The 20,966-nt window shown below is 69.8% G+C and carries 21 protein-coding genes; 6 read left to right on the top strand and 15 right to left on the bottom strand.

Translation table 11 applies throughout. The features are described 5' to 3' along the window. The first annotated feature begins 91 nt into the window (after positions 1–91). Complete coding sequence (locus OZ403_RS35625; RefSeq protein WP_140795651.1) at positions 92–1,006, top strand: LysR family transcriptional regulator; 915 nt, start codon at positions 92–94, stop codon at positions 1,004–1,006. Positions 1,007–1,024: 18 nt separating this feature from the next. Here OZ403_RS35625 and OZ403_RS35630 read toward each other — a convergent pair whose 3' ends face one another. The 7 genes from OZ403_RS35630 to OZ403_RS35660 form a co-directional block, all read right to left on the bottom strand. Further along, positions 1,025–2,194: a tetratricopeptide repeat protein gene (locus tag OZ403_RS35630; RefSeq protein WP_140795652.1), complete on the bottom strand. Its 1,170-nt coding sequence runs from the start codon at positions 2,192–2,194 to the stop codon at positions 1,025–1,027. Between the two features lie 194 nt (positions 2,195–2,388). Continuing rightward, a complete protein-coding gene (locus tag OZ403_RS35635; protein WP_140800191.1) occupies positions 2,389–4,707 on the bottom strand; it encodes a M56 family metallopeptidase in 2,319 nt (772 codons plus the stop codon). A 4-nt stretch (positions 4,708–4,711) separates the two neighbouring features. Continuing rightward, entirely contained in the window at positions 4,712–5,095 is a 384-nt protein-coding gene (locus OZ403_RS35640; protein ID WP_090487935.1) for a BlaI/MecI/CopY family transcriptional regulator, read from the bottom strand. Positions 5,096–5,222: 127 nt separating this feature from the next. Continuing rightward, entirely contained in the window at positions 5,223–6,635 is a 1,413-nt protein-coding gene (locus tag OZ403_RS35645; protein ID WP_268782847.1) for a hypothetical protein, read from the bottom strand. A gap of 133 nt (positions 6,636–6,768) precedes the next feature. Continuing rightward, positions 6,769–7,263, bottom strand: coding sequence for a hypothetical protein (locus OZ403_RS35650; RefSeq protein WP_140857517.1), 495 nt, complete (start codon positions 7,261–7,263; stop codon positions 6,769–6,771). Positions 7,264–7,415: 152 nt separating this feature from the next. Beyond that, on the bottom strand, positions 7,416–8,966 hold the full coding sequence (locus tag OZ403_RS35655; protein WP_268782848.1) for a phospholipase D-like domain-containing protein: 1,551 nt from the start codon (positions 8,964–8,966) through the stop codon (positions 7,416–7,418). Positions 8,967–9,097: 131 nt separating this feature from the next. Beyond that, positions 9,098–9,337, bottom strand: coding sequence for a chaperonin (locus OZ403_RS35660; RefSeq protein ID WP_140795657.1), 240 nt, complete (start codon positions 9,335–9,337; stop codon positions 9,098–9,100). Between the two features lie 470 nt (positions 9,338–9,807). On the opposite strand from OZ403_RS35660, the gene OZ403_RS35665 reads away from it, so the two are divergent. Together OZ403_RS35665 and OZ403_RS35670 are read left to right on the top strand one after the other, a co-directional pair. Continuing rightward, positions 9,808–10,383, top strand: coding sequence for a hypothetical protein (locus tag OZ403_RS35665; protein ID WP_140795658.1), 576 nt, complete (start codon positions 9,808–9,810; stop codon positions 10,381–10,383). 59 nt (positions 10,384–10,442) lie between these two features. Continuing rightward, entirely contained in the window at positions 10,443–11,228 is a 786-nt protein-coding gene (locus OZ403_RS35670) for a hypothetical protein (protein ID WP_237077747.1), read from the top strand. A 16-nt stretch (positions 11,229–11,244) separates the two neighbouring features. Here the strand turns inward: OZ403_RS35670 and OZ403_RS35675 are convergent, their stop codons facing one another. The 8 genes from OZ403_RS35675 to OZ403_RS35710 all read right to left on the bottom strand — a co-directional run bounded on the left by OZ403_RS35675 (position 11,245) and on the right by OZ403_RS35710 (position 16,752). Further along, the gene (locus OZ403_RS35675; RefSeq protein ID WP_140796718.1) at positions 11,245–11,673 is read right to left on the bottom strand and encodes a hypothetical protein; all 429 of its coding nucleotides are present in this window, start codon (positions 11,671–11,673) and stop codon (positions 11,245–11,247) included. A 23-nt stretch (positions 11,674–11,696) separates the two neighbouring features. Beyond that, positions 11,697–12,341, bottom strand: coding sequence for an anti-sigma factor family protein (locus tag OZ403_RS35680; RefSeq protein ID WP_140795660.1), 645 nt, complete (start codon positions 12,339–12,341; stop codon positions 11,697–11,699). Between the two features lie 72 nt (positions 12,342–12,413). Continuing rightward, positions 12,414–13,028, bottom strand: coding sequence for an RNA polymerase sigma factor (locus OZ403_RS35685; RefSeq protein WP_174258981.1), 615 nt, complete (start codon positions 13,026–13,028; stop codon positions 12,414–12,416). An 81-nt stretch (positions 13,029–13,109) separates the two neighbouring features. Further along, complete coding sequence (locus tag OZ403_RS35690) at positions 13,110–14,042, bottom strand: Immediate early protein ICP0 (RefSeq protein ID WP_237077748.1); 933 nt, start codon at positions 14,040–14,042, stop codon at positions 13,110–13,112. Between the two features lie 77 nt (positions 14,043–14,119). Beyond that, positions 14,120–14,623, bottom strand: coding sequence for a hypothetical protein (locus OZ403_RS35695; protein ID WP_140795663.1), 504 nt, complete (start codon positions 14,621–14,623; stop codon positions 14,120–14,122). A 1-nt stretch (position 14,624) separates the two neighbouring features. After that, on the bottom strand, positions 14,625–15,530 hold the full coding sequence (gene hemF, locus OZ403_RS35700; protein ID WP_140800194.1) for an oxygen-dependent coproporphyrinogen oxidase: 906 nt from the start codon (positions 15,528–15,530) through the stop codon (positions 14,625–14,627). A gap of 82 nt (positions 15,531–15,612) precedes the next feature. Then, positions 15,613–16,371 carry a hypothetical protein gene (locus OZ403_RS35705; protein ID WP_140795665.1) on the bottom strand — a complete coding sequence of 253 codons (759 nt, stop codon included), beginning with the start codon at positions 16,369–16,371 and terminating at the stop codon, positions 15,613–15,615. 90 nt (positions 16,372–16,461) lie between these two features. Then, a complete protein-coding gene (locus tag OZ403_RS35710; RefSeq protein ID WP_140796719.1) occupies positions 16,462–16,752 on the bottom strand; it encodes a DUF3467 domain-containing protein in 291 nt (96 codons plus the stop codon). 75 nt (positions 16,753–16,827) lie between these two features. Between OZ403_RS35710 and OZ403_RS35715 the strand changes: the two genes are divergently transcribed. The 3 genes from OZ403_RS35715 to OZ403_RS35725 all read left to right on the top strand — a co-directional run bounded on the left by OZ403_RS35715 (position 16,828) and on the right by OZ403_RS35725 (position 20,965). Beyond that, complete coding sequence (locus tag OZ403_RS35715; RefSeq protein ID WP_140795666.1) at positions 16,828–17,634, top strand: alpha/beta hydrolase; 807 nt, start codon at positions 16,828–16,830, stop codon at positions 17,632–17,634. A gap of 65 nt (positions 17,635–17,699) precedes the next feature. Continuing rightward, positions 17,700–18,428, top strand: a complete 729-nt coding sequence (locus tag OZ403_RS35720; RefSeq protein WP_140795667.1) for an ABC transporter ATP-binding protein — start codon at positions 17,700–17,702, stop codon at positions 18,426–18,428. Continuing rightward, positions 18,425–20,965: an ABC transporter permease gene (locus OZ403_RS35725; protein WP_268782849.1), complete on the top strand. Its 2,541-nt coding sequence runs from the start codon at positions 18,425–18,427 to the stop codon at positions 20,963–20,965. The genes OZ403_RS35720 and OZ403_RS35725 overlap by 4 nt, the downstream gene beginning before the upstream one ends. Position 20,966: the final 1 nt, after the last annotated feature.

Consider the following 20,966-nt stretch of genomic DNA (forward strand, 5'->3'; position numbering starts at 1 on the left):
GGCGGTGCGCCGCACCTGTCCATGAATAGTGAGCCATGAGCGGATTGAGAAAGAGGCTGCGCTCCGACACACTGTTTCGATTGGAGAAACAATGAGCCTGGACCTCGATTCGCTGAAGATATTCGTGAAGGTGGCCGAGCTCGGCAACTTCACGCGCGCGGGTGAGCAACTAGGCATGCCCAAGGCGCGGGTGTCCCTGCGGCTGAAGGCGCTCGAAGCGGAGCTCGGCTGCCAGCTCTTCCAGCGCTCGACGCGCGTCGTGCGGCTCACGCCGGATGGAGAGGAATTGCTGCCCCGGGCGCGGCGGCTGGTGCAGGAGGCGGATGAGCTCGGCACGCTGTTCCAGGCGGCCAGGGGCTTGCGCGGGCGCGTGCGCATCGACCTGCCCGTCAACGTCGCGCGCGAACTCATCCTCCCGCGCCTGCCGGAGCTGCTCGCGCGGCATCCCCACCTGGAGGTCCTCATCAACACGACGGACCGGCGCACCGAGCCCTTCCGGGAGGGCTTCGACTGCGTGCTGCGCGTGGGCGCACAGAGGGACTCGGAGCTGGTGGGGCGCAAGCTCGGCGTCCTGCGGATGATGAACTACGCCAGCCCCGCGTACCTGAAGAAGTACGGCACGCCGCGCAAGCTGGAGGACCTGGACCGGCACCTCGTCGTCCACTACTCCCCGGGGCTCGGCGCGGAAACGCCCTCGTTCGAGTACCCGCACGAAGGCGGCTACCGCGAGTGGCCGATGCGCAGCATGGTGACGGTCAGCAGCGTCGACGCCTACGTCGCGGCGTGCCGGGCGGGGCTCGGCATCATCCAGATTCCAAGACGCAGGTCGCGTCTCGATGTGGGCGAAGGCGAGCTCGTCGAGGTGCTGCCGGAGCTCACCTGCATGCCCATGCCCGTTTCGCTCCTGCACACCTACGGCAGGAGCCTGCCGCGCCGGGTGCGCGTGGTGATGAACTGGCTCACCGAGCAGCTCACGAACTACTTCGAGCCGCACGAGGAGGGCTGACGCCCTCCCGCCGGTGCGTCAGGCGCCGAGCTGCTTCAGCAGCTGCTCGGCCTGCGCGCGCACTTCCTCGGCGCCCAGCGCCAGCGCCTGCTTCGCATGGCGCGCCGAGAGTTCCTTGTCAGAGGGGAAGGTGCCCAGGGCCAGGTTGAGGTGCGTGCCCGCGTCGTTCGGGTGCGCGCCCAACACGGGCGCCAGCAGTGCCGCGACCCGCGAGTGCTCGTTATCCTGCATCAGCACCACCGCGAGGTCGTTGGTGGGACCGGGGTCCGTCGGAACCGTGGCCACGGCCGCCTCCAGCAGCTTCACTGCCTCGGCGCGCTCGCCCAGGGCGAGGTGCATCTGCGCCAGCGCGTGCTGGGCCTGCCAGCTTCCGGGCGCCTGCCGCAGCACCTCCGCGAAAACATCCCTGGCCTCGGCGAAGGAGCCAGCGCTCATCGTCGCCAGGCCGTACAGGTAGAGATAGGTGATGCTGGAAGGGTCCAGTTTGCGCAGCTCCTGAGCCACGCGCCTGGCGCCATCCGAGCTGCCTGCGGACAGGTACAGCTTGAAGAGGTCCTCCAGCACCGCACGCTGAAGCCCACCCCGGGCCTTCTCCAGCGCCTGCGTGGCGGCCTGGATGGCCAGACCCAACTGGCCGCAAGCGGCATGAGCCCGCGACAGCATCAGCAGCGGCATGGCCTCCTGAGGCGCGCCCTCGGCGGCCCGCAGGAAGTGAGACACCGCGCCATCCGGCTCGTTCTGCTGAAGGCGGATGCGTCCCAGCTCGAAATGGACGTGGGTGCTGCCAGGTGAAATCTGGAGCACGGACTCGAAAGCGGCGCGCGCTCCCGCCAGATCCCCGCGCTCGAACAGCAGCGAGCCCAGGTTGAAGCGCTCGAAGTAGCCCGCGGTAGGCGCGGCGGCCAGCGCCTTGAGGGACTCCAGCGCTTCCGGATTGCCCGCCTGGGCGCGCAGCATGGCGAGGTGCGCCTGCCCCTCCGTGTGGTCCGGCTTCGCCTTCAGCAGGCGGAGCACGGCGGCTTCCGCATCCGCCGCCGCGCCGGTGCTCAGGTGCACTCGAACCAGGCCCAGGAGGCAATCCACGTCGTTGGGATCAATGGAGAGCCCCTTCTGGAAGCTCTTCACCGCGTCCTGGGTCTGTCCCGTTTGGAGGAAACGACCCCCTTCCTGAGCATGCGTCGAAGCCATGCATCAGGGTCTACCACGGGGTGCCGAGTCCGGGCAGTTCACGGAGCCACTTGCCCGTGCGGTCTCGCCTGCGGAACCGAGCGCCCGCCCATACTCGCAGCGGCATCCGCCTTCGCCTCGAAGTGCGAGGGCTCGGTCTGCCACCCCGGCGGGAGGTATTGAAGACCCACCCTCCTTCGAGAACAACGGGCGCCTCAGGTGGGCATCGGCTGGCCCAGGCCCTTGCGCAGCGCCTCGTCGATGAGGCCCTGCACCTTCGTCTCCGCCTCCTTCACGCGAGACTGGTGCTGCTCGCTCAACTTGGACTGCTCCAGGTGCAGGGCGTGCTGCTTCTCACTGAGCTGGTGCTGCTCCTTGCTCAGGATGGACTGCTTCTCGGCCAGTCCCGCCATCTTCGTCTCCAGGGCCTTCATCTCCTCTTCCAGCTCGCGGTCCTGCTTCTTCAGCTCGGAGCGGCGGCGCTCGCGCTCGGCTTCGGGCAGGGCGTCCAGGCGCGATTCCTCCAGATGAAGCCCGGACTGCTTGTAGGCCAGGTCACCCAGCTTGCGTCCCAGCCCGCCCTGCTCGTGGCCCAGGGTGGCCTGCTTCTGGCCGAGCACCGCCTGCTGCTGGCCCAGGGCGCCCTGCTTCTCTCCCAGCGCGCTCTGCGCCTTGCCCAGCTCGCGGGTAGTGGAGAGCGCCTCGCGAACGGACTTCAGCGTGGCCGCGTCGCGGATGATGAACGCCTCGCCCTTGCGGCGGACGAAGAGAATCTCTTTGTCCTTCTGCTTGAAGGTGCGCGCCAGCTCCAGGTCGACCGAGCTGCCGTTCATCATTGCCATGCCGTCCGCGAGCAGCACGTAGCCGCTGTCCGGGTCGCCAGGGGGTGGCGGCGTGGGTGGAGACGGAGGCGTGGGTGGAGACGGAGGCGTCGGCGGAACGGCGGCGATGTGCGGCGAGCCCCCCACGATGCGCCGCGGTGTGACGACAGCAAGGCGCGGAGCAGAAGGTGCCTGCGGCGTTCTGGGAACGGACGGCGACAGAGCGACAATGGGCGGCGCGGGCGGCAACGAAGCGGAGCCGGGCGACGCGGGCGGAGCGCTCTTGGCAGCGGTGGCTCCGGATTGCGTGCTCGGTGCCGGCGTGCTCTTGGCGGTGGCGGCTCCGGATTGCGTGCTCGGTGCCGGCGTGTCCATAGCGACGGTGGACGCAGGCTTCGGCGACGCGGTGCCGCTCTGTCCTGACGCCGCCGACTCGGGCGCCAGGCGAGGTGCACCACCCGCTTCGCGTGCAACGACCTGGAAGGGCACCAGCGCAGCGACGCCCATGGCGGAGAGCGCCACCCTCAACAGGCGCCGGATTCGAGGGGGAACGGCATCGACATGCTCCAGCATGCTCAACCTCCTGTGCAACGCATCAACGTGAGATGAAGCCCCCAGCGCAGCGGCCGTGCCGGGAGTTCTGGCGATTCCAAAGGCGAGAATCAGTTCGCCATAGTCCGCGAGTTCCGCATCCGTGAGCCGGATGGCCTCGGCGTCACACGCCTCCTCACGGGCCAGCGCGTACTCGCGAGCCGCTCGCCGCGCGAGCGGATGGAAGAAGAAGAGCGACTCCGCCAGCGCGGGCACCCAGCCGAGCCACAGGTCACCGCGCCGCAGGTGCGCCAGCTCATGTGCCAGCGCCATGCGCAGAGCCGCCACGGGCAACCGTCGCACCGCCTTCTCGGGCAGCACCACGACTGGAGACAGCAGCCCCGTGGCCAGCGGGCTGGCCACCGATTCGGAGACCAGGAGTCTCGGTACGCGCCGCAGTCCCGCGGCAGCGGACAGCTCCCGCACCTCCGCCTCCAATCCAGGGTGAACCAACGGGCGTGCGGACTGGCGCAGGCGACGCACCGCAAGCCCGCCCTTCACATGGCCATGCACCTGCCACAGCACGCCGGCCCCCCACACCGCCAGAAGCAGCCCCACGATGGCGCGGCCCCACGGGAAGGGGGCACCAGGCGAGGCCACCGCGCCCGCATCAACAGCACCGGCTGGAAGCTCTGGCATGGCGCCACGCCGCGCAGCCTCCACCTCAAACGCCGCGAAGGCCGTGCGCTCCCACGATGAGCCATCCATCGACGAAGAAAGCACCGAACCGTGCATGGCCGATTCATCCACGGTCACGGACACCGCGGAGTCCACGCCCTCCCCTGGAGTCCGTAGCCGCTGAGCGTCCACCGCCACGGGCTTCGATACACGCGACACCGTCTCCCGCGCGGAAGCCCCGCTCCACCAGGACTCCACCCGTGCCACGCCAGCAGCCACCTGCGCGGGCAGCACCGGCAACGCGAGGGAAGGCAACCACCCCAGCGCCACCACGAACTTCAGCGCAACCAACCACCAGAGCCCCGCTCGCAGCGACGCCGGCAGCTTCGGCCACGCCCTCGCCACCGCCCACACCAGCACGGCGCAAAGCGCCCCCTGCCACGACGCCCGCCACAGACCCGACGACGCCCACGCCCCTACGTGCGACAGCCAGTCCGTGCCCATATCGCTATCCCTTCCGCTTCTTCGAGCGCAGCCGCGCCACGACGTCCTGGAGCTGCGCCAGGTCCTCGTCGGACACGTCCTCGGCCTCGGACAGGTACGCGGCGAACGGCGACAGCGAGCCCGATAGCGAGCGCTGCACGAAGTCCCCCACCACGTCCCGCAGCAGCTCCGACGCCGGCACGGGTGAGGCGTACTGGAACACGCCCTCCACCTTGCGCCGCGTCAGGTAGCCCTTGAGCCGCAGCCGCTCCATGACGGTGAGGATGGTGGAGCGCGCCAGCCCCTGCGCCTCGCCGAAGCGCTCGGCCACTTCGCCCACCGTCGCCGGGCCGTGTTCGGCCACGTACCGCAGCACCAACAGCTCCTGCTCTCCCACCGGCTTCTTCATGGACCATCCCGTGACGACAACTGTAGTCACGAAGAAGGTACGACTGACTACAGCCGTAGTCAAGCCGGGCAAAAAGACAGCGGCGGCAGGGCCCTGAAGGCCCGTCCGCCGCTCGAGTCACTGCCGTTCAGCGCTGGAAGTCCACGCCGACGCCGGCGCCCGCGGTGACACCTCGCACGAGCGTGCCGTCCGGCTGTGGGAAATGAACGGTTCCGCCGGAGCCCCAGGCATAGAAGTGGTTGAGGATGCGCTGGCGCAGCTCCACTCCCGCCGAGTAACGCGGCCGGTCTCCCAGGCCCGTCAGCACCACGCGCGCCAGCGCCCGCGTCCTGCCGCCCGGCAATTCGAAGCCAGCGGACACATCCGTGTCCGTCCTGCCAAAGCCGAAGTACTGCGCCGCCACGCTGCCCAGCAGGAGCAGCTCGTTGGGGTTCCCCTTCGCGACACTCAGCTCCGCGTAGCCAGCGAAGCCCGACGGAAGCACCTCGTCCGCGATGGGCGTCTCCGACAGACCGACGCCGGAGAAGCGACCCAGCTCGTAGTCGGGACCGAACATGCCGAAGCGGAAGCGGCCCCCCTGCTTGCGGCCCTGGACCGTCACGCTCACCTGCGTGCCACTGGCCATCTGACCTTCCAAGGCCACGCCCAACAATCCGCCGAAGGTCGGCGTGTAGGCCTTCGTGAAGCGCGCGCCGCCGCCCAGCAGGGCCCACGCGCGCAGGCGCTCACCCTTGTACAGGGCAATGTCTCCGCCCACCGACGCCAGGGTGAGGTCGGGCGAAGTACCGCCCGCGCGGCCCGCGTCATGTGCCGCGGACAGCCGGATGAGGTAGCGGTCGAAACGATTGGCGTCGTCACTGGCCATGCGGCCGATGTCCAGCAGCGCCTCGCCCGCGAAGATGCGCGCGGCGAGCACGTCACTGGCCAGAATCTCCGCGCGGACCGCGCCCTTCACGAAGGTGAGCGAGCCACCCGCGGGGTGATAGTCCGGCGCCAGCGTGTTGCTGTAGCGGCCCACCAGATAGCCGCGGCCCAGTGTCTCTTCGGAGAAAGGCTCGACGCGGAGGAAGAAGGGGCGACCCTCCTGGCCGATGCGCAGCATGCGCACCACCTGCCCGAGGTCACTCAGCTCATCCCAGTCCTCACGTCGCAGGCCGCCGCTGTAGTCCTCCGTGGTCGTGGGCGCTTCGTCCACCACCCGCAACCGCAGGTTCGCCCCCAGCCGCAGCACGAAGGTCTCCCCGTGCGTCAACCCCAGCGAGGGGTAGATGCGCGCGAAGAAGTCCTGCCCCCCGCCGCGAGGCCCTGAGGGAAGGCTCAGACCACCGACCTCCAACTGGCCGCTGAAGCCGAAACCCACGCCGCCCGTGCGGGTACTGCCCGGAGGCGCGGGCTCATCCAGACGCGCGGCGGAGACAGGGGCACCTTCCCCCCGCGATGTCGAGGGGACCTCCTCCGAAGTCACCTCCTCCACGGTAGAGCTGCCGTCGTACTGCGTGGACACCAGGGCGAGAAGAGCGAAGAGGGGGGCGCCAGTCATCGTCCCTCGACTCTACCTGTCCATGGCTCGAGACGAAGCAGGTGACTGCATCCGCGTGTGGGTGCCACTGCGGACCGTCGGCACACGCGCCCCCGCCTGGCGTCAGCGGGCGACGCGCGACCTTCACGCCGCGTCAACGGCTGCCGTCGACTTCAACCTCGTCGGCTTCCACTTCCCGCGTCTCTACATCGCTGGCGTCGAGCTCCTCGACCTCGGACTTGCCGTCCACCGGCTCGCGCTGGATGTTGCCGGAGCCGCCCACGCCATCCTTGCGGGCCTCTTCACTCTGCTGACCGCCCAGGAGCGGGCCATCCTGTACGTCGTACTTCTCGCCCTCCTGCGTCGTCACCGAGGTGCCCGCGCCCATGCCGGGGCCACTGCCACCGGTGGCCTCACCATCGTAGACGGTGGGCGCGTCCTGCCTGTCCCGGCGCTCGTTTTTCGTCACGTCCGCGGCCTCACCGGCGCTGCGGTCATCCCATTCAGGAGACGTGTCCACGGACTCGGGCGCCGTCGTCTCCGTGCCCGAACCACCGATGGCGCTGTCATCCGCGCGCGTGTTCGCCGAGTTGCTCGAACAACCCCAGAAGGCCAGCGCCGCCGCTGCGGCCATGAGAGGAAGCTTCATGGTGAATCCCCCTTGCGTGAGAGAAGTTGTGCTCTCGACAAGGTGGCGCCCCGCGCGGCAGGGACAACCCGCCGGCCGTGCCCGTGCTCCCGGGCCCGTCCCAAGGCAGGCGGGCGGGCAGGGCCTTGGCGGCCTCCCGCCTCCGCGCGCGGCTACCCCTCGTCCTGCGCACAGGGAAGGATGGCGCGGTGCTGGCGCTCGGTGCCCGTGCCCACCAGCCAGCGCGACAGCAGGCGGACACCGGAGGCGAACAGCCCGTCCTCGGCGCGGTGGAGCGCCTCGAAGAGGGACTCGTCCAGCACCGACTCCTCGGGGTCGATGATGAGCTCCTCCGGCTCCAGCGACTTGAGCAGCGGGCTCTGGTCGAACACCGTCGACATCGGGTGGACGCGCAAGCGCTGCAGCCCCATGACGGCCACGTCGTCCAGCCAATCCACCAGTGCGCTGTCCGCGGCCGCCAGCAGGCGCAGGGCCGCCATGCCCGCAAGCCCCGCGTGCTCGGCCATCAGCGACACCCGGATGCGGCGGATGGCGCGCATCGTCGCGTCATTGGGCGCCTCCGCCTCCCAGCTCAGGTTCAGCTCCGAATCCAACCCGAGGCTGCGGTTGGTGGTGTTCGCCGAGCCCAGCGTGAGGAAGCGGTCATCCACCACCATCACCTTCGAGTGGATGTACGTGTAGATGTCCGTGCCGGTGCGCACGTCGTGCCCCGCGGAGCAGTACACGCCAAAAGCATGTCCCGTCTCGTGCGCCACGCGCTCCAGCGCGCGCAGCAACCGCACCTGGGCAATGCCCATGGCCAGCTGTTCGCGCAGCGCCTCCGGCTGCCGCGGCAGCACCAGGACAACCTGCAGCCGTCCCCGCCAGGGGGACCGCATGCGCTTCACCAGCGCCTGGAAGATGGCCCGCGAGGAGAAGTACTGGTTTTCGATGTAGATGAAGCGCTCGGCCGAAGCGATGGCGTCCAGATACAGCACGGCCACCTCCTGCACCGCGGGCTGCGGCGGGAGGAGCGTCTTGCCGAAGGTGCGGCTGATGGCCACCGGCCCCGGCGGTGCCGGCAGGCTCGGCGTGAAGTCCACGTCATCCCGAGACACCCTGGGCAGCCGCAGCTCACCGCCGCCCGAGTGCGCCCAGCGCGCCTCGAACAACTCCGCCAGGCGGTCCACCACCGGCCCCGTCAGCACGGACTGCACGTCATGGTAGGGGCCGTGCGGATCCCTCCCACTGTCACAGCGCAGCTCCGAGTGCACCGGGTGCTCCCGGTCATCCCACCGGCAATCACAGACATCCATGCCGCCGGTGAAGGCCACCGCGCCGTCGATGACGACCAGCTTCTGGTGATGCGCGCCATACAACGGACTGGAGGCGTCGAAGCGGAAGCACACCTGCCCGTTCGCCGTCCAATTGAAGATGAGCCGCTGCATCCACTCGCGCTCCATGGCGAGCAGCAGGCTGAAGTCCCACGCCAGCACATAGACGCGCAGCTCCGGATTGGCCCGGCACAGCTCGTCCAGCATCGGCAGCAGCCGTGACTCGCCGCGCGCCTCGCGAAGGTCCTCGCCTCGCAGCAGCGCCACATCGCTGTCGAACTGCCAGCCGGTAATCGCGATGTAACGACGGGCCTTCTGCGCGGCCCGGTACAGCTCCCGGTAGTAGTCGCGCGCGTCCACCAGCACGCCCGCGTCGCTCGCCTCCTCCACCGTCCAACAATTCCGTCCGGGACTGATGATGCGTCTCACAGGTGCGTCCCTTCCCGTCCCCGCCTCGGCCTCCCTCACCTGGCGCCACCGCCAGGTCCTCCTGCACCGCACACGCCCCGGATTGGCGTGTGTCAGCCGACGAAGACGATGTGCTTGCCCGTGGCGACCGTCATGTCCTTGGAAGACATCACCTGCGCCACCTTCTTCACCTCGCCGCCCACCGTGTCGAAGGCCGCCGCGATGAGGTCACCCAGCGTCACCTGCACCTGGCGGGCGCTCCGGCCAGCCCCCTTCACCGCGCTCGCCGTCGACACCTTCATCTCCTGGGCCTTACGACGGATGACCTGTCCACGCTTCTGAGTCTTCGCCATGATTTCGTCTCCAAGGGTGAAGGGGTTTGCTTGTGCTGCTCCCTTCAGCAACCAGCGTGCCGACCGCCAACCCCGCGATTTTCCGAAGGCCGGCTGCTTGCCCCCCCGCCCCGGGGACCGGACTTCTGACTTTTTTTCAGCCCTGTCCCGGCAGGCTTCCGACGGAAGTTCTTCCATGGGGCCTGAAGGCGGCGTCCGGCCGCTGGGGCACTCCGCCGGGGCAGGTTGCCCCGCTGGGGCATCCCGCCCCACGCGGCCCCCGGATGCTCGCTCCCGCGCGCCGCGTGGCCTCACGCCCACTCACAGCGAAGCCCAGGTCGCCTCCTGTCATACCGACCGCGCGGGTCGTTATTGCGCCACGGGGAATCCCATATCGAATCTTCCGGAAAATTACAGACATGTAAGTCTATTTGAAAATATAGGAAAAAGCCGCTTCAATACGTGTCACTCCTCACGAGGGCGTTACCCGTATGGAATTGAAGACTCCCATCAGCGCCACCGCACCGACCCTTCAGCCCATGTCGTTCCAGGGCATCGAAGTCATCGGCCAGTCGATTCTCGCCATCGTCAACGGAATGGAGCTCGCCCAGTCACGCGCGTTGCGCATCCTGGGGGAGAACGGCATCGCGCCGCTGAAGGCGGATGCCTGGTACCCCATGCCCGCCCTGCTGAAGTCGTTCCAGCTGGTGTTTGACAAGATTGGCCCCAGCACGGTGAGGACCATTGGCCGGAAGATTCCGGACAGCGCGCACTTCCCGCCGGACATCGACACGCTGGAGAAGGGGCTGCGCGCGGTGGACATGGCGTACCGGATGAACCACCGCGGCAAGGGCACCATCGGCGGCTACCGCTTCGAGCCAGTGGACCGGCGAAACGCTCGCATGGTGTGTGACAACCCCTATCCATGTGACTTGGACCTGGGGCTCATCGAAGCCATTGGCGACCGGTTCCGTCCCAAGGATTCGCTTTGGGTGCGTATTGAACATGAGGCCAAGAGTTGCCGGCGGCGCGGCGACAGCGCCTGCACGTACAGCATCAATTGGTAGCGGAGTCCCGCCAGCGGGCCGGGGGCGGCGCATCACCAGACACCCCAGGGAGGTCCATCATGAAGGAAGTGCTCCAACACATCGCTGTGCGCGAGGCGCGCTTCGCAGCGCACCCCTTCTTCTCCGACATGCGGATGGACCGCCCCATCGAACAGGTGATGGCCTTCGCCCCGCGCCTGACCTTCTGGGTGATGACGTTCCAGGACGTGCTGCGCCTCAATGCGCACTTCATCCAGGACGCGCACCTCAAGGCGCTGGCCACGCGCCACCATGCCGAGGAAGGCGGGCATGACCAGTGGTTCGAGGACGACATCTCCGCGCTCACGGGCGGCTCGCTGAGCATCGGCACCATGTACGGCCGCGCGCACGTGAAGACGCGTGACGCGGCCTACGCCATCATCAGCGAGGTGTACCGCCCCGTGGATGACCGGCTGCGCATCGTCCTGCTGTGGGCACTGGAGTCCACCAGCCATGTCTTCTTCAGCCGCACCGCCATCATCAGCGCGGCGCAGGGCGCGGACGACCGGCTGAAGTACTTCTCCGACCACCACATGCAGGCCGAAGCGCAGCACGCCATGTTCGAACAGGAGCTGGCGGCGGAGCTGGAGGCCATGCGGCTGTCCCCGGAGGTGCGCGCGGACGCCCTGGCCATGGTGGACCGCATCTACGCGGCGTTCGACACCATGTTCGACGGGCTGCGCGTCCACCTGGAGCGGGAGCACGCCGAGGCCCCCGCACCGGGCCTCCAGGCGCACACCGCCACCGAGGAAGTCCTCCCCCTGGAGATGGAAGAGGACCTGGAAATCATCGTCCTGGAGGCGGACGGGGAAGCCCGCGCTGCCTGAGGCGGCGCTGGGGGAGCTACCGCGAGGGAGGGGAGAGCACGAGGATGAGCTCCCCGCCCACGTACTTGCCGGCCTTCTGGTAGACGGCGCCCTGGCGGCCCAGCTCCACGTCCAGCGTGGGCTGACGGGGAATGGCCACGCGCACCGTGGCCGTGCCGTCCTTGATGCCCTGCAACTGCAGCGTCGCGTTGGCGCCGTTGGGCAGCTTCACCTCGGAGGCGCTCTTCGCGCTCACCGTCAGCACCTCATTCGAGAGGCGCTTGAACGAGGTGAAGCTGAAGTTCTGCTTCTGGAACTGCTCCTTCATCTTCTCCAGTTCGGGCGGGTCGACCTCGGTGCCCTTCTTCGAGGCGAGCACCACTTCGACCTGGACCTGGACTTTCGCGTCTTGTGCACTGGCGGCCATGGGCAGCAGCAGGCCCAGCCCCAGCAGCGCCCACAGCATCCGGCCCGACGACTCGTGTCTTCTCACAAGGAACCTCCCGACGGCCTGGGGGCGTCGGGGGCCGGGCGCGCGGGGCCGTTGCGCCCGCTTGCGTCTGGTTGACCGACACCAGTCTGGTCCTTCCGCTCACCCTTCTCCGCGCCGGGAGACAGGACGTCCGAGTCCTCGTCCACCAGCCAGATGATGGTGCCCCCATTGTCCGTCTCCATCACCACCGGCGCCACCTCGGCGTTGCGGTAGGGCTGGATGGACTTCACCGTCATGCGCTCGGAGGCGTACCCCACCGGCGCCCGGTCGCTCGTCAGCAGGGGTACCCCCACCAGTAGCAGCACGGCCGCGGTGGCCAGCGACGAAATCATGGCGGTGCGCTGGTAGAGGAACATTTCGGACACTGCCAGCTTCAGCCGCTCCATGAGGGGCGGCTTGTCCGGCGTCACCCGCGCCATGACGCGCTGGGTGAAGTCCTTGAAGTCCACGTCGTCCAGGGCCATGTCCAGGCCCACCCGCAGCAGACCGGATTCCGCGCGAAGGTCCGCCGCCCGCCCGGTGCAGTCCCGGCAGGCCGCCAGGTGCCGCTCCACGTTGACGCGCTCGCCGGAGCTCAGCTCTCCGTCGACGTACGGGGACAGCATGGGTACGAAACGCTCACACGCGGGATTACCGGCCATTGGTTCCACCTGCTTGCTGGAAGGGGCTGCGAAAATTGGGACGGGCAGGTCCCTCAGATATTCGAGGCCCGCTCACTCACTGCCCACACCGCTCTTCGCTTCGTCCAACTCCAGGTATTCACTGAGGATTTTCTGGACCTTGGCCCGGGCATGGAAAAGCCGGCTCATCACCGTGCCCTTGGGGATGTCCAGGGTGCGGGCGAGGTCGTCGTAGGACATGCCCTCGATTTCCCGCAGCAGGAGGATGGCCCGGTGCTTCTCCGGCACCGTGGACAGGGCCTCCTGGATCTTCTCCGCCAGTTCGCGGCGCAGGGCGCTCTTCTGGGGATTGGTGCCCAGCCGGCTGCCCAGGGCGCCGATGCGGGCCTCGGACAGGTCCACGGCCTGGCTCTCGTCGAACTCCACGACCTCGCCGCCCCCGCCACGCTTGCGGATGACGTCGATGCAGATGTTGACGGTGATGCGGTAGAGCCAGGTGTAGAAGGACGAGTCGCCCTTGAAGTGGTCCAGGTACTTGTAGACCTTGACGAACGCCTCCTGGGAGACGTCCATCGCTTCCTCCTTGTCCTTCAGCATGCCCAACGCAACGGCGTACACCTTGCGCTGGTAACGCTCGACGAGGAGCTTGAAAGCGCGCTGGTCGCCGGTCCGGACGCGCTTGACGAGAGTGAGGTCGTCGGTTGCCAAGTGGGTGCGGCAACCTAGCACAAGCGGACACAATCCAAGGAGATTCGCGCTGGCGAAGGCGCCGCCGCCGGGCCGACGGGCCTAGAGGCTGACGAGCGCCGCCACGACCAGCGCGATGGCCAGCAGCACCAGCAGTGCGCCGAACGTCACCCGGTCCCACTGCCCCTCCGCCACCGCCCCGTCGTCCGGCCCCGCGCGGAAGCGGTGCAGCACGTTCCACAGCATCCGCGCGCCCAGGCGGCGGTTCGTTCCGCGTCGGCGCCGGGCGTCCCCGTCTTGCGGCTCGTCCTCCGATGAAGAGGCCTCGTCGCGCGGACGCAGCGCGGGCATGACCGGGCCGTGAAAGGCCGTGGCCGCGCGGGCACCGGCCGCCTGGACAAGCGGCTGCTCGGCTGGCCGGGCCGCGGCCTCCTCGGAGTGGCGCACTTCGGGAGGCGGCTCCAGCCGCACCTCGGCGGCCCGCATCCGGGCTTCGGCGGGGGTGCGGGCTTCCATCACCCACAGGCCCCGCGTCACGCCGTCCTCGCCGGTGTGAGCGTCCCGCAGCTCGGCGAAGCCCTGTCCCTCCAGCGCCTCGCGGAAGGCCTCGCCCGCCTCCGGCTCCGGCGGGTGCCGCGCCGCCGCCGTGGCGTAGGCCGTGTAGAACGCCCACAGCCGCGTGGCCCGCTCCGAGCCCGACACCTGCGGAGGCGACAGATGCGAGGCCAACAGCGCCGCGTCCGCCCCGAAGCGCTGCCCCAATGCCTCCTGCCCCGGCGTGTCCTCCAGGCCCGGTGGCACCAGCTCCGCCACCGACTTCACCGGCGCGCGCTCCTGGCCGCCCATGGGTGGGTGCAGGGACGGCGGCAATCGCGGGCGGAAGTTGTCCCCCGGCCGGGGCGGCTGCGCCGGCGGACCCCAGTCCTGGGGCTGAGGCCCCTGCGCGCCCGGACCTTCGGGGCGTCTGGCGCCACCACCGCCCCCCAGCGAGCGGAGGGCGCGGTCAATCACGTTGGGGATGCGGAAGGAGGACATGGGCAATGCCTCACGCTGGCTTGGGGGGCCCGGCTTCCTGATTTTCGGCGGACGGAAGCGCCGGGTTGCGCGGCGGACTACTCGCCCTCGCGCTCCACCTCGATGGGCGTCGTCATTCCGTTGGCATCCAGACGAACGCGGTAGAGGGAGTTCAGCCCGTCGCCGTCGAAGTCACCCCGCGCGATGCAGGACACCTCCGGCTCGCCCACGGGGCTCTCCTGCACCACCACCTGGTACTGGAATTGGACCTTTCCGTCGGGCTCGAAACCAATCCGGTGAAAGGCTTCGTCCTTGGGGAAGGGCACGGCCCTGCCGCCGCGCGGGACCTCCTTCGGCGTGGGGCCCGCGGAGACGTAGACGCCGTGCTCGTCACGGTAGGCCTGGACGGCGTCACACAGCGCGAGCACGTTGACGCGGGCCTCGGCGTCGCTGGGGGGCACCGCCTGTGTGGCGGGGCGCCTTTCCGAACACTGCGTCACCAGCAAGTGGCCCGCGGTCACCGCGAGCACGACGACGACGAGGATGGGGTGGGCCCGCCTCCTCCGGACCGGCGCATTCCAGTCCGACTCATTCCAAGCCATCTCAGCCTCCGCTCGCCCAGTCGCGTGGCTGGCGCAGCACCTCCACCAACCGAGCCTCCGGCGTGCCGGGCTCGGGGTGGTGGTCGTAGCGCCAACGGACCTGAGGCGGCAGGGACATGAGGATGGACTCGATGCGCCCGCGCGTCTCCAGTCCGAAGACGGTGCCCCGGTCATAGACGAGGTTGAACTCCACGTAGCGCCCGCGCCGCACCTCCTGCCAGAAGCGCTGCCCCTCCGTCACCGGCGTGTCCTTGCGCCGCTCGGCGATGGGCAGGTACGCGTCCAGGAAGGCCCGGCCGCAGTCCTGGATGAAGGCGAACTCCTTCTCCAGCTCCCCGCCCATGTTCTCGAAGAAGATGCCGCCCACCCCGCGCGTCTCCTCGCGGTGGCGCAGGTAGAAGTACTTGTCGCAGGCGCTCTTGAAGCGCGGGTAGTAGCCCGCGTCGTGCTTGTCACAGGCCGCCTGGTGCACGCGGTGGAAGTGCGCCGCGTCCTCTTCATAGAGGTAGTAGGGCGTCAGGTCCGCGCCGCCGCCGAACCACGCCTTCCCGCCCTGATGGATGAAGCGGTAGTTGGCGTGCACGGTGGGCACATGCGGGTTGCGCGGGTGCAGCACCAGGGAGATGCCACCCGCCCAGAAGTGGCGGCCCTCGCCCTGGAGCTTCTGCGCGAACTGTTCCTCCAGTTCGCCGTACACCACGGACGTGTTGACGCCGGCCTTCTCCAGCACGGCGCCGTCCTCCAGCACCCGGCTGCGTCCACCGCCGCCGCCCGGCCGGGTCCAGGAGTCCTCGCGGAAACGCGCCGAGCCGTCCAGCCGCTCCAGGCCGCCGCAGATGTCGTCCTGCAGCGACCGGATGAAGCCCGTCATCCGCTCCTTGAGGCTCTCCACGTCCACCGTCGTCATTCGCTCTCCCGAAGGCTCGGCGCGCGGGGCGCCCGCGTCAGGCCTACACCAACTTCCCGGCCCCGGGGAGAACTCCCGCGCACTACTGCTGCATCGAGTATTCGTCCGGGGCCTCGAAGTCCACGGGCGGGACGGCCGGCGCCATCTGCCCCGCCGCGTCGAAGGCCTGGATGCGGGCCCGGTAGCTGCGGCCGTCCTCCATGGCGAAGGTGCCGCTGCAGGCCTCATGGCCGATGAAGGCGGTGTTGTTGCTCACCGGCACCACGTACTGCTGCACGCTGGGGCCAGGACGGCGCGGCTCCAGCTTCACCACCAGGTACGCCGGGCTGTCCTCCTTCAGCGACAGGTTGAGCCGCACGAAGCGGGCGGTGCCCTGCGCGGTGCGGCGAAGGAAGCCCTCGGAGACGGCGGGCCGCTTGAGCCAGCGCGGAGCCTGCTTGTCCGGCCCCTTGCCCGTGCGCCACTCGGGCAGCATGGTGCCCCGGCCGTTGAGGAGCGCCACGTTGGGCAGCACCTCATCCACGCGCAGCGTGTAGCGCTTGTCCTCCTCCATGGCCCCGGCCGGCTTGAGGATGACGGTGACGCGGCCCAGGCTGCTCTCCCAGCCGCGCTGCACGGCCACCTCGACGACGTGGCTGTCCGACACCAGCCGCAGCTTCTTCCCCACCAGCGCGGCCACCTGGGGGCGCGCCGTCCCGACGCCCTCCAGCAGGAAGCGGGAGTTGGTGGGGATGATGGAGCCCGGTGTGGGGAAGAGCTGCACGCCATCCCCCAGGCACTGAGCCGCGGCGGAAGAGGCGTAGAGCGATACGAGCAAGGGGACCAGGAATCTCAGCACCATGACCCCGAGTCTGCGCGCCACCGGGCCCGAAGGCCAGCGAAGCGCCCGTGGAAACACGCGACGTGCGGGTTCCTCCGGCGAAAACGGCGCTCAGTGCATGCCGCCGTCTTCCTCTGGAATCGCGATGGGGCCGAACTTCGCCTCGTAGCGCTGGATGTTGTCCTGCATCGCCGCCACCAGGCGCTTCATGTGCTTGGGGTTGGTGATGATGCGCGAACGCACCCGGGCCTTGGGCTGTTGGGGCTGGACGTAGATGAAGTCCAGGGTGAACTCGGTGTCGGAGTGGTTCACCAGGGCCATGTTGACGTACTGACCATTGGCCACGTCATCGTCCATCTGAATCTGCAACTGCATGTCCGGGGGCTTCGGAGTGTCCGCCATGAGGCAGGGGGCATAGCGCCTGCGCTCGCGCGTGGCCAGTGTCACGGCGTGAGCCCGCTCCCAGAAGCCACCCCCATGGACCCACGAAAGACGGCGCCCTTCGAGCTGGGCCGGGGCGACGAGGTGTGCCTGCTCCTGCACGGCTTCACGGGGAGCCCCTGGGACGTACGACCCCTGGGCGAGGCCCTGGCGGCCCGCGGACTGCGCGTGGTGGCGCCGCGCCTGCCCGGCCATGGCACCACCCCACGGGCCCTGCTCGACGTCACCTGGCGTGACTGGCTGGCCGCGGCGGAGCACGCCCTGCACGCGCTCCGGGGCCACCGGAGTGTGTTCGTTGCGGGCCTGTCCATGGGCGCGCTGCTGGCGCTCGAGCTGGCCGCGCGGCATCCGGAGGAGATACGCGCGCTGACGCTGATGGCGCCCGCCGTGCGCTTCCGGGGGCCGCGCATGTTCCTGGTCCGGCAACTGGCGCGCACGCCCGTCCTGGAGTGGACGCGTCCGTGGGTGGCGAAGACGGGCACCGACATCTCGGACCCGGAGGCGCTGGCGGAAGCGCCCGTGCTGCCCGCCTTTCCCGTGGCCCGGCTGCGTGACTTGTGCGCGTTGCAGGCGCTGGCCATCCGGGACGCGGCCCGCGTGCGCTGCCCCACCCTGGTGGCGGTGGCGGAGCAGGACCACGTCGTGGACCCGGAGGGCGGGCGGTGGCTCGCACGGCGCCTCACCGCGGCGCCGTCGGTGCGCGTCCTGTCGCTGCGGCAGGGGTATCACGTCATTCCACGGGACACGGCGGGGCCCTTGCTGGCGGCGGAGGTCGGAGACTTCCTGGCGCAGCAGCGGCGCGCCTCGTGGTGGGAGTCCGCGTCGCCCGCCGCTGGCGCCTGAGTGGGGTGCGGGCATGCGCTGAAGGTCGAGCGACGGACAGGGCATCCGTGTATGGAGAAGCCCCCATGTCCCCGCCCGACTCTCCTCCCCTGGTCGAACTGCGCGACGTCACGAAGGCCTATGCCGAAGGCGACACCACGCGCGAGGTGCTCTCCGGCGTGCGGCTTTCCTTGCGTCGAGGCGAATTCGTGGTGCTGCTGGGACGCAGCGGCTCGGGCAAGTCCACGCTGCTCAACCTCATCAGTGGCATCGACCTGGCCAGTCAGGGCGAGGTCCGCGTGGATGGCCGCGACCTGGGACGGATGAACGAGCGCGAGCGCACGCTGCTGCGGCGCGAGCGCATCGGCTTCATCTTCCAGGCCTTCAACCTGCTCCCCACGCTGACAGTGGAGGAGAACGTGCGGCTGCCGCTGGAGCTCAACGGCCATGGCGGCGCGGAGGCCAGTGCGCGGGCGCGGGCGTTGCTCGAGCAGGTGGGGCTCGGAACCCGCGCCAACAGCTTTCCCGACCGGCTGTCCGGCGGCGAGCAGCAGCGCGTCGCGGTGGCCCGCGCGCTGGCGCATGAGCCACCGCTGCTGCTGGCGGACGAGCCCACCGGCAACCTCGACGAGGCCACGGGACGGCAGGTGTTGGACCTGCTGGAGGCGCTCACCCAGAAGGGCAACACCTGCGCGCTCGTCGTCACCCACGAGCCCGGCCTGGTGGCCCGCGCTCACCGCGTCCTGACGATGGAGGGCGGCCGGCTGGTGGAGGTGGAGCACACGCCCATCCGCGCGATGAAGGAGGCGCTGTGAAGGGGCTGCTGGTCCGCTCCAGCCTGCGCCACCTGGGTCGCCACCCGTGGCTGACGGCCCTGTCGCTCTTGGGCATCGCGCTGGGCGTGGCGGTGGTGGTGTCCATCGACCTGGCCAGCGGCAGCGCCCTGCGCGCCTTCGAGCGCTCCACCGACGCGGTGGCCGGACGCGCCACGCACCAACTCGTGGGCGGCTCCACGGGCGTGCCGGAGGCGGTGTACCAGGCGCTGCGCGTGCGCCCCGGCGCCCCCGTGGCCGCGCCCGTGGTGGAGGGCTACGTCCAGGCGGCGGTGGGCGACAAGCGCACGCTCACCGTGCTGGGCGTGGACCCCTTCGCGGAAGGGCCGTTCCGCGACTACGCCCGGGGCGAGGCGGTGGGGAACGTGAGAGCGCTGCTCACCGAGCCGGGCGCTGTGATGCTGAGCGCCCGCGCCGCGCGGGCCCTGGGCCTGTCCACCGGCGACACGCTGCCGGTGCGCCTGGAGGGGCTGGAGAAGCCGCTGCGCGTGGTGGGCCTGCTGGAGCCCGCGGACGAGGACACCGCGCGGGCCCTGGAGGCGCTGGTGCTCACCGACGTGTCCACCGCGCAGGAGCTGCTGGGGCACACCGGCCGGCTGACGCGCGTGGACCTGCGGCTGACCGGCGGCGACGCGCAGGAACAAGCCGTGGCGGCCACGCTGCCGCAGGGCCTGGAGCTGGTGCGCGCCGCCGCGCGGGCGGGCACGGTGGAGCAGATGACGCGGGCCTTCCGCACCAACCTCACCGCGCTGTCGCTGCTGGCGCTCGTGGTGGGGATGTTCCTCATCTACAACACGATGACGTTCTCCGTGGTGCAGCGGCGCGGGCTGCTGGGCCGCCTGCGCGCGGTGGGCATCACCCGCCGCGAGCTCTTCGCGCTGGTGCTGGGCGAAGCGGCCGTGCTGGGCGCGGTGGGGACGGTGGCGGGGCTGCTCCTGGGCGTGTTGCTGGCGCGAGGGCTGGTGGAGCTCGTCACCCAGACGCTCAATGATTTGTATTTCGTGGTGAGCGTGCGGCGGCTGACGCTGGAGCCCTTCACCCTGTTCAAGGGGCTTGCGCTGGGGCTGGGCGCCACGCTGCTGGCGGCGCTGGTGCCCGCGTGGGAGGCCGCGCGTTCGCCGCCGGTGACGACGATGCGCAGGTCCACGCTGGAGGACGTGTCGCGCGGACGGGCGCCCCGGCTGGCGCTGCTGGGGCTCGGGGTACTGGCCGCGGGCACCGTGCTGCTGCGGTGGCCGACCCAAGCACTGCTGCCCGCTTACGGAGGGCTCTTCTCGGTGCTGCTGGGCGCGGCGCTGCTGGTGCCCTGGGCCACGCAGACGGTGTCCTCGCTGGCGGCACGTCCGCTGGGCATGGCCTTTGGGCTGCTGGGCCGCATGGCCGCGCGTGGCGTGCACACCAGCCTCAGCCGCACGGCCGTGGCCCTGGCGGCGCTGATGGTGGCGGTGGCCACCACGGTGGGCGTGGGCCTCATGGTGTCCAGCTTCCGGGGCACGGTGGTGTCGTGGCTGGACACGTCGCTCCAGGCGGACGTGTTCATCTCGCCGCCCTCGCTCGTGGCGCGGCGCGGAGGCGCGACGCTGCTCCCCAGACTGGCGGAGACGCTGCGGGACACGCAGGGCGTCGCGGGCAGCAGCACCCTGCGCGTGGCGAATGTGCGCGTGGACGGCGTGCCCACGGACCTGATGGCCGTCGACTTCTCACGCACGCCGGTGCGGCCCTACACCTTCAAGCAGGGCGACGCGGAGACAGCGTGGCGAGAGCTGGAGTCCTCGTCCGACACGATTCTCGTCTCGGAGCCCTTCGGCTTCCACCGCGACGTGGGCCTGGGGGACACCGTGCGACTGGCCACGGACAAGGGTCCCCGCGACTTCCGCGTGGTGGGCGTGTACTTCGACTACGGCTCCGACGTGGGCACGCTGCTGCTGCCACGCACCACCTACGAGCACTGGTTCGACGACCGGGGCATCAGCGGCGTGGCGCTGTACGCGGCGCCCGGCCAGGACGTGGACGCGCTGGTGGCCTCGGTGCGCGAACGCGCCGGAGACACCCAGGCGCTGCTGGTGCGCGCCAACCGCTCGCTGCGGCAGGCGTCCCTGGACGTCTTCGACCGCACCTTCACGATTACGCAGGTGCTGCGGCTGCTCGCCATCGGCGTGGCCTTCGTGGGCGTGCTGAGCGCGCTGATGGCGCTGCAACTGGAGCGGGCGCGAGAGTTCGCCGTGCTGCGCGCCACCGGCCTGACGCCGGAGCAACTCTGGGGACTGGTGTCGCTACAGACAGGGTTGCTGGGGCTGCTGGCGGGACTGTTCTCCGTGCCGTTGGGCGTGGGGCTGGCCTACGTGCTGGTGCACGTCATCAATCAGCGTTCCTTCGGCTGGACGCTGCAACTGGCCCTGACGCCCCAGACGCTGGTGCAGGCCGTGGTGCTGGCGCTGGTGGCGTCGGCGCTGGCGGGCCTCTACCCCGCCTGGAAGATGGCGCGCGCCAATCCCGCGCTGGCGCTGCGGGAGGAGTGAC

It is taken from the genome of Myxococcus sp. NMCA1 (assembly GCF_026810205.1).
Lineage (GTDB): Bacteria > Myxococcota > Myxococcia > Myxococcales > Myxococcaceae > Myxococcus > Myxococcus xanthus_A.

Bases quoted from the DNA above. Each gene is read 5' to 3' on its own strand.
- OZ403_RS35625 (WP_140795651.1), top strand. From the start codon at position 92: ATGAGCCTGGACCTCGATTCGCTGAAGATATTCGTGAAGGTGGCCGAG.
- OZ403_RS35630 (WP_140795652.1), bottom strand. From the start codon at position 2,194: ATGGCTTCGACGCATGCTCAGGAAGGGGGTCGTTTCCTCCAAACGGGA.
- OZ403_RS35635 (WP_140800191.1), bottom strand. From the start codon at position 4,707: ATGGGCACGGACTGGCTGTCGCACGTAGGGGCGTGGGCGTCGTCGGGT.
- OZ403_RS35640 (WP_090487935.1), bottom strand. From the start codon at position 5,095: ATGAAGAAGCCGGTGGGAGAGCAGGAGCTGTTGGTGCTGCGGTACGTG.
- OZ403_RS35645 (WP_268782847.1), bottom strand. From the start codon at position 6,635: ATGACTGGCGCCCCCCTCTTCGCTCTTCTCGCCCTGGTGTCCACGCAG.
- OZ403_RS35650 (WP_140857517.1), bottom strand. From the start codon at position 7,263: ATGAAGCTTCCTCTCATGGCCGCAGCGGCGGCGCTGGCCTTCTGGGGT.
- OZ403_RS35660 (WP_140795657.1), bottom strand. From the start codon at position 9,337: ATGGCGAAGACTCAGAAGCGTGGACAGGTCATCCGTCGTAAGGCCCAG.
- OZ403_RS35665 (WP_140795658.1), top strand. From the start codon at position 9,808: ATGGAATTGAAGACTCCCATCAGCGCCACCGCACCGACCCTTCAGCCC.
- OZ403_RS35670 (WP_237077747.1), top strand. From the start codon at position 10,443: ATGAAGGAAGTGCTCCAACACATCGCTGTGCGCGAGGCGCGCTTCGCA.
- OZ403_RS35675 (WP_140796718.1), bottom strand. From the start codon at position 11,673: ATGCTGTGGGCGCTGCTGGGGCTGGGCCTGCTGCTGCCCATGGCCGCC.
- OZ403_RS35680 (WP_140795660.1), bottom strand. From the start codon at position 12,341: ATGGCCGGTAATCCCGCGTGTGAGCGTTTCGTACCCATGCTGTCCCCG.
- OZ403_RS35690 (WP_237077748.1), bottom strand. From the start codon at position 14,042: ATGTCCTCCTTCCGCATCCCCAACGTGATTGACCGCGCCCTCCGCTCG.
- OZ403_RS35695 (WP_140795663.1), bottom strand. From the start codon at position 14,623: ATGGCTTGGAATGAGTCGGACTGGAATGCGCCGGTCCGGAGGAGGCGG.
- hemF (WP_140800194.1), bottom strand. From the start codon at position 15,530: ATGACGACGGTGGACGTGGAGAGCCTCAAGGAGCGGATGACGGGCTTC.
- OZ403_RS35705 (WP_140795665.1), bottom strand. From the start codon at position 16,371: ATGGTGCTGAGATTCCTGGTCCCCTTGCTCGTATCGCTCTACGCCTCT.
- OZ403_RS35710 (WP_140796719.1), bottom strand. From the start codon at position 16,752: ATGGCGGACACTCCGAAGCCCCCGGACATGCAGTTGCAGATTCAGATG.
- OZ403_RS35715 (WP_140795666.1), top strand. From the start codon at position 16,828: ATGGACCCACGAAAGACGGCGCCCTTCGAGCTGGGCCGGGGCGACGAG.
- OZ403_RS35720 (WP_140795667.1), top strand. From the start codon at position 17,700: ATGTCCCCGCCCGACTCTCCTCCCCTGGTCGAACTGCGCGACGTCACG.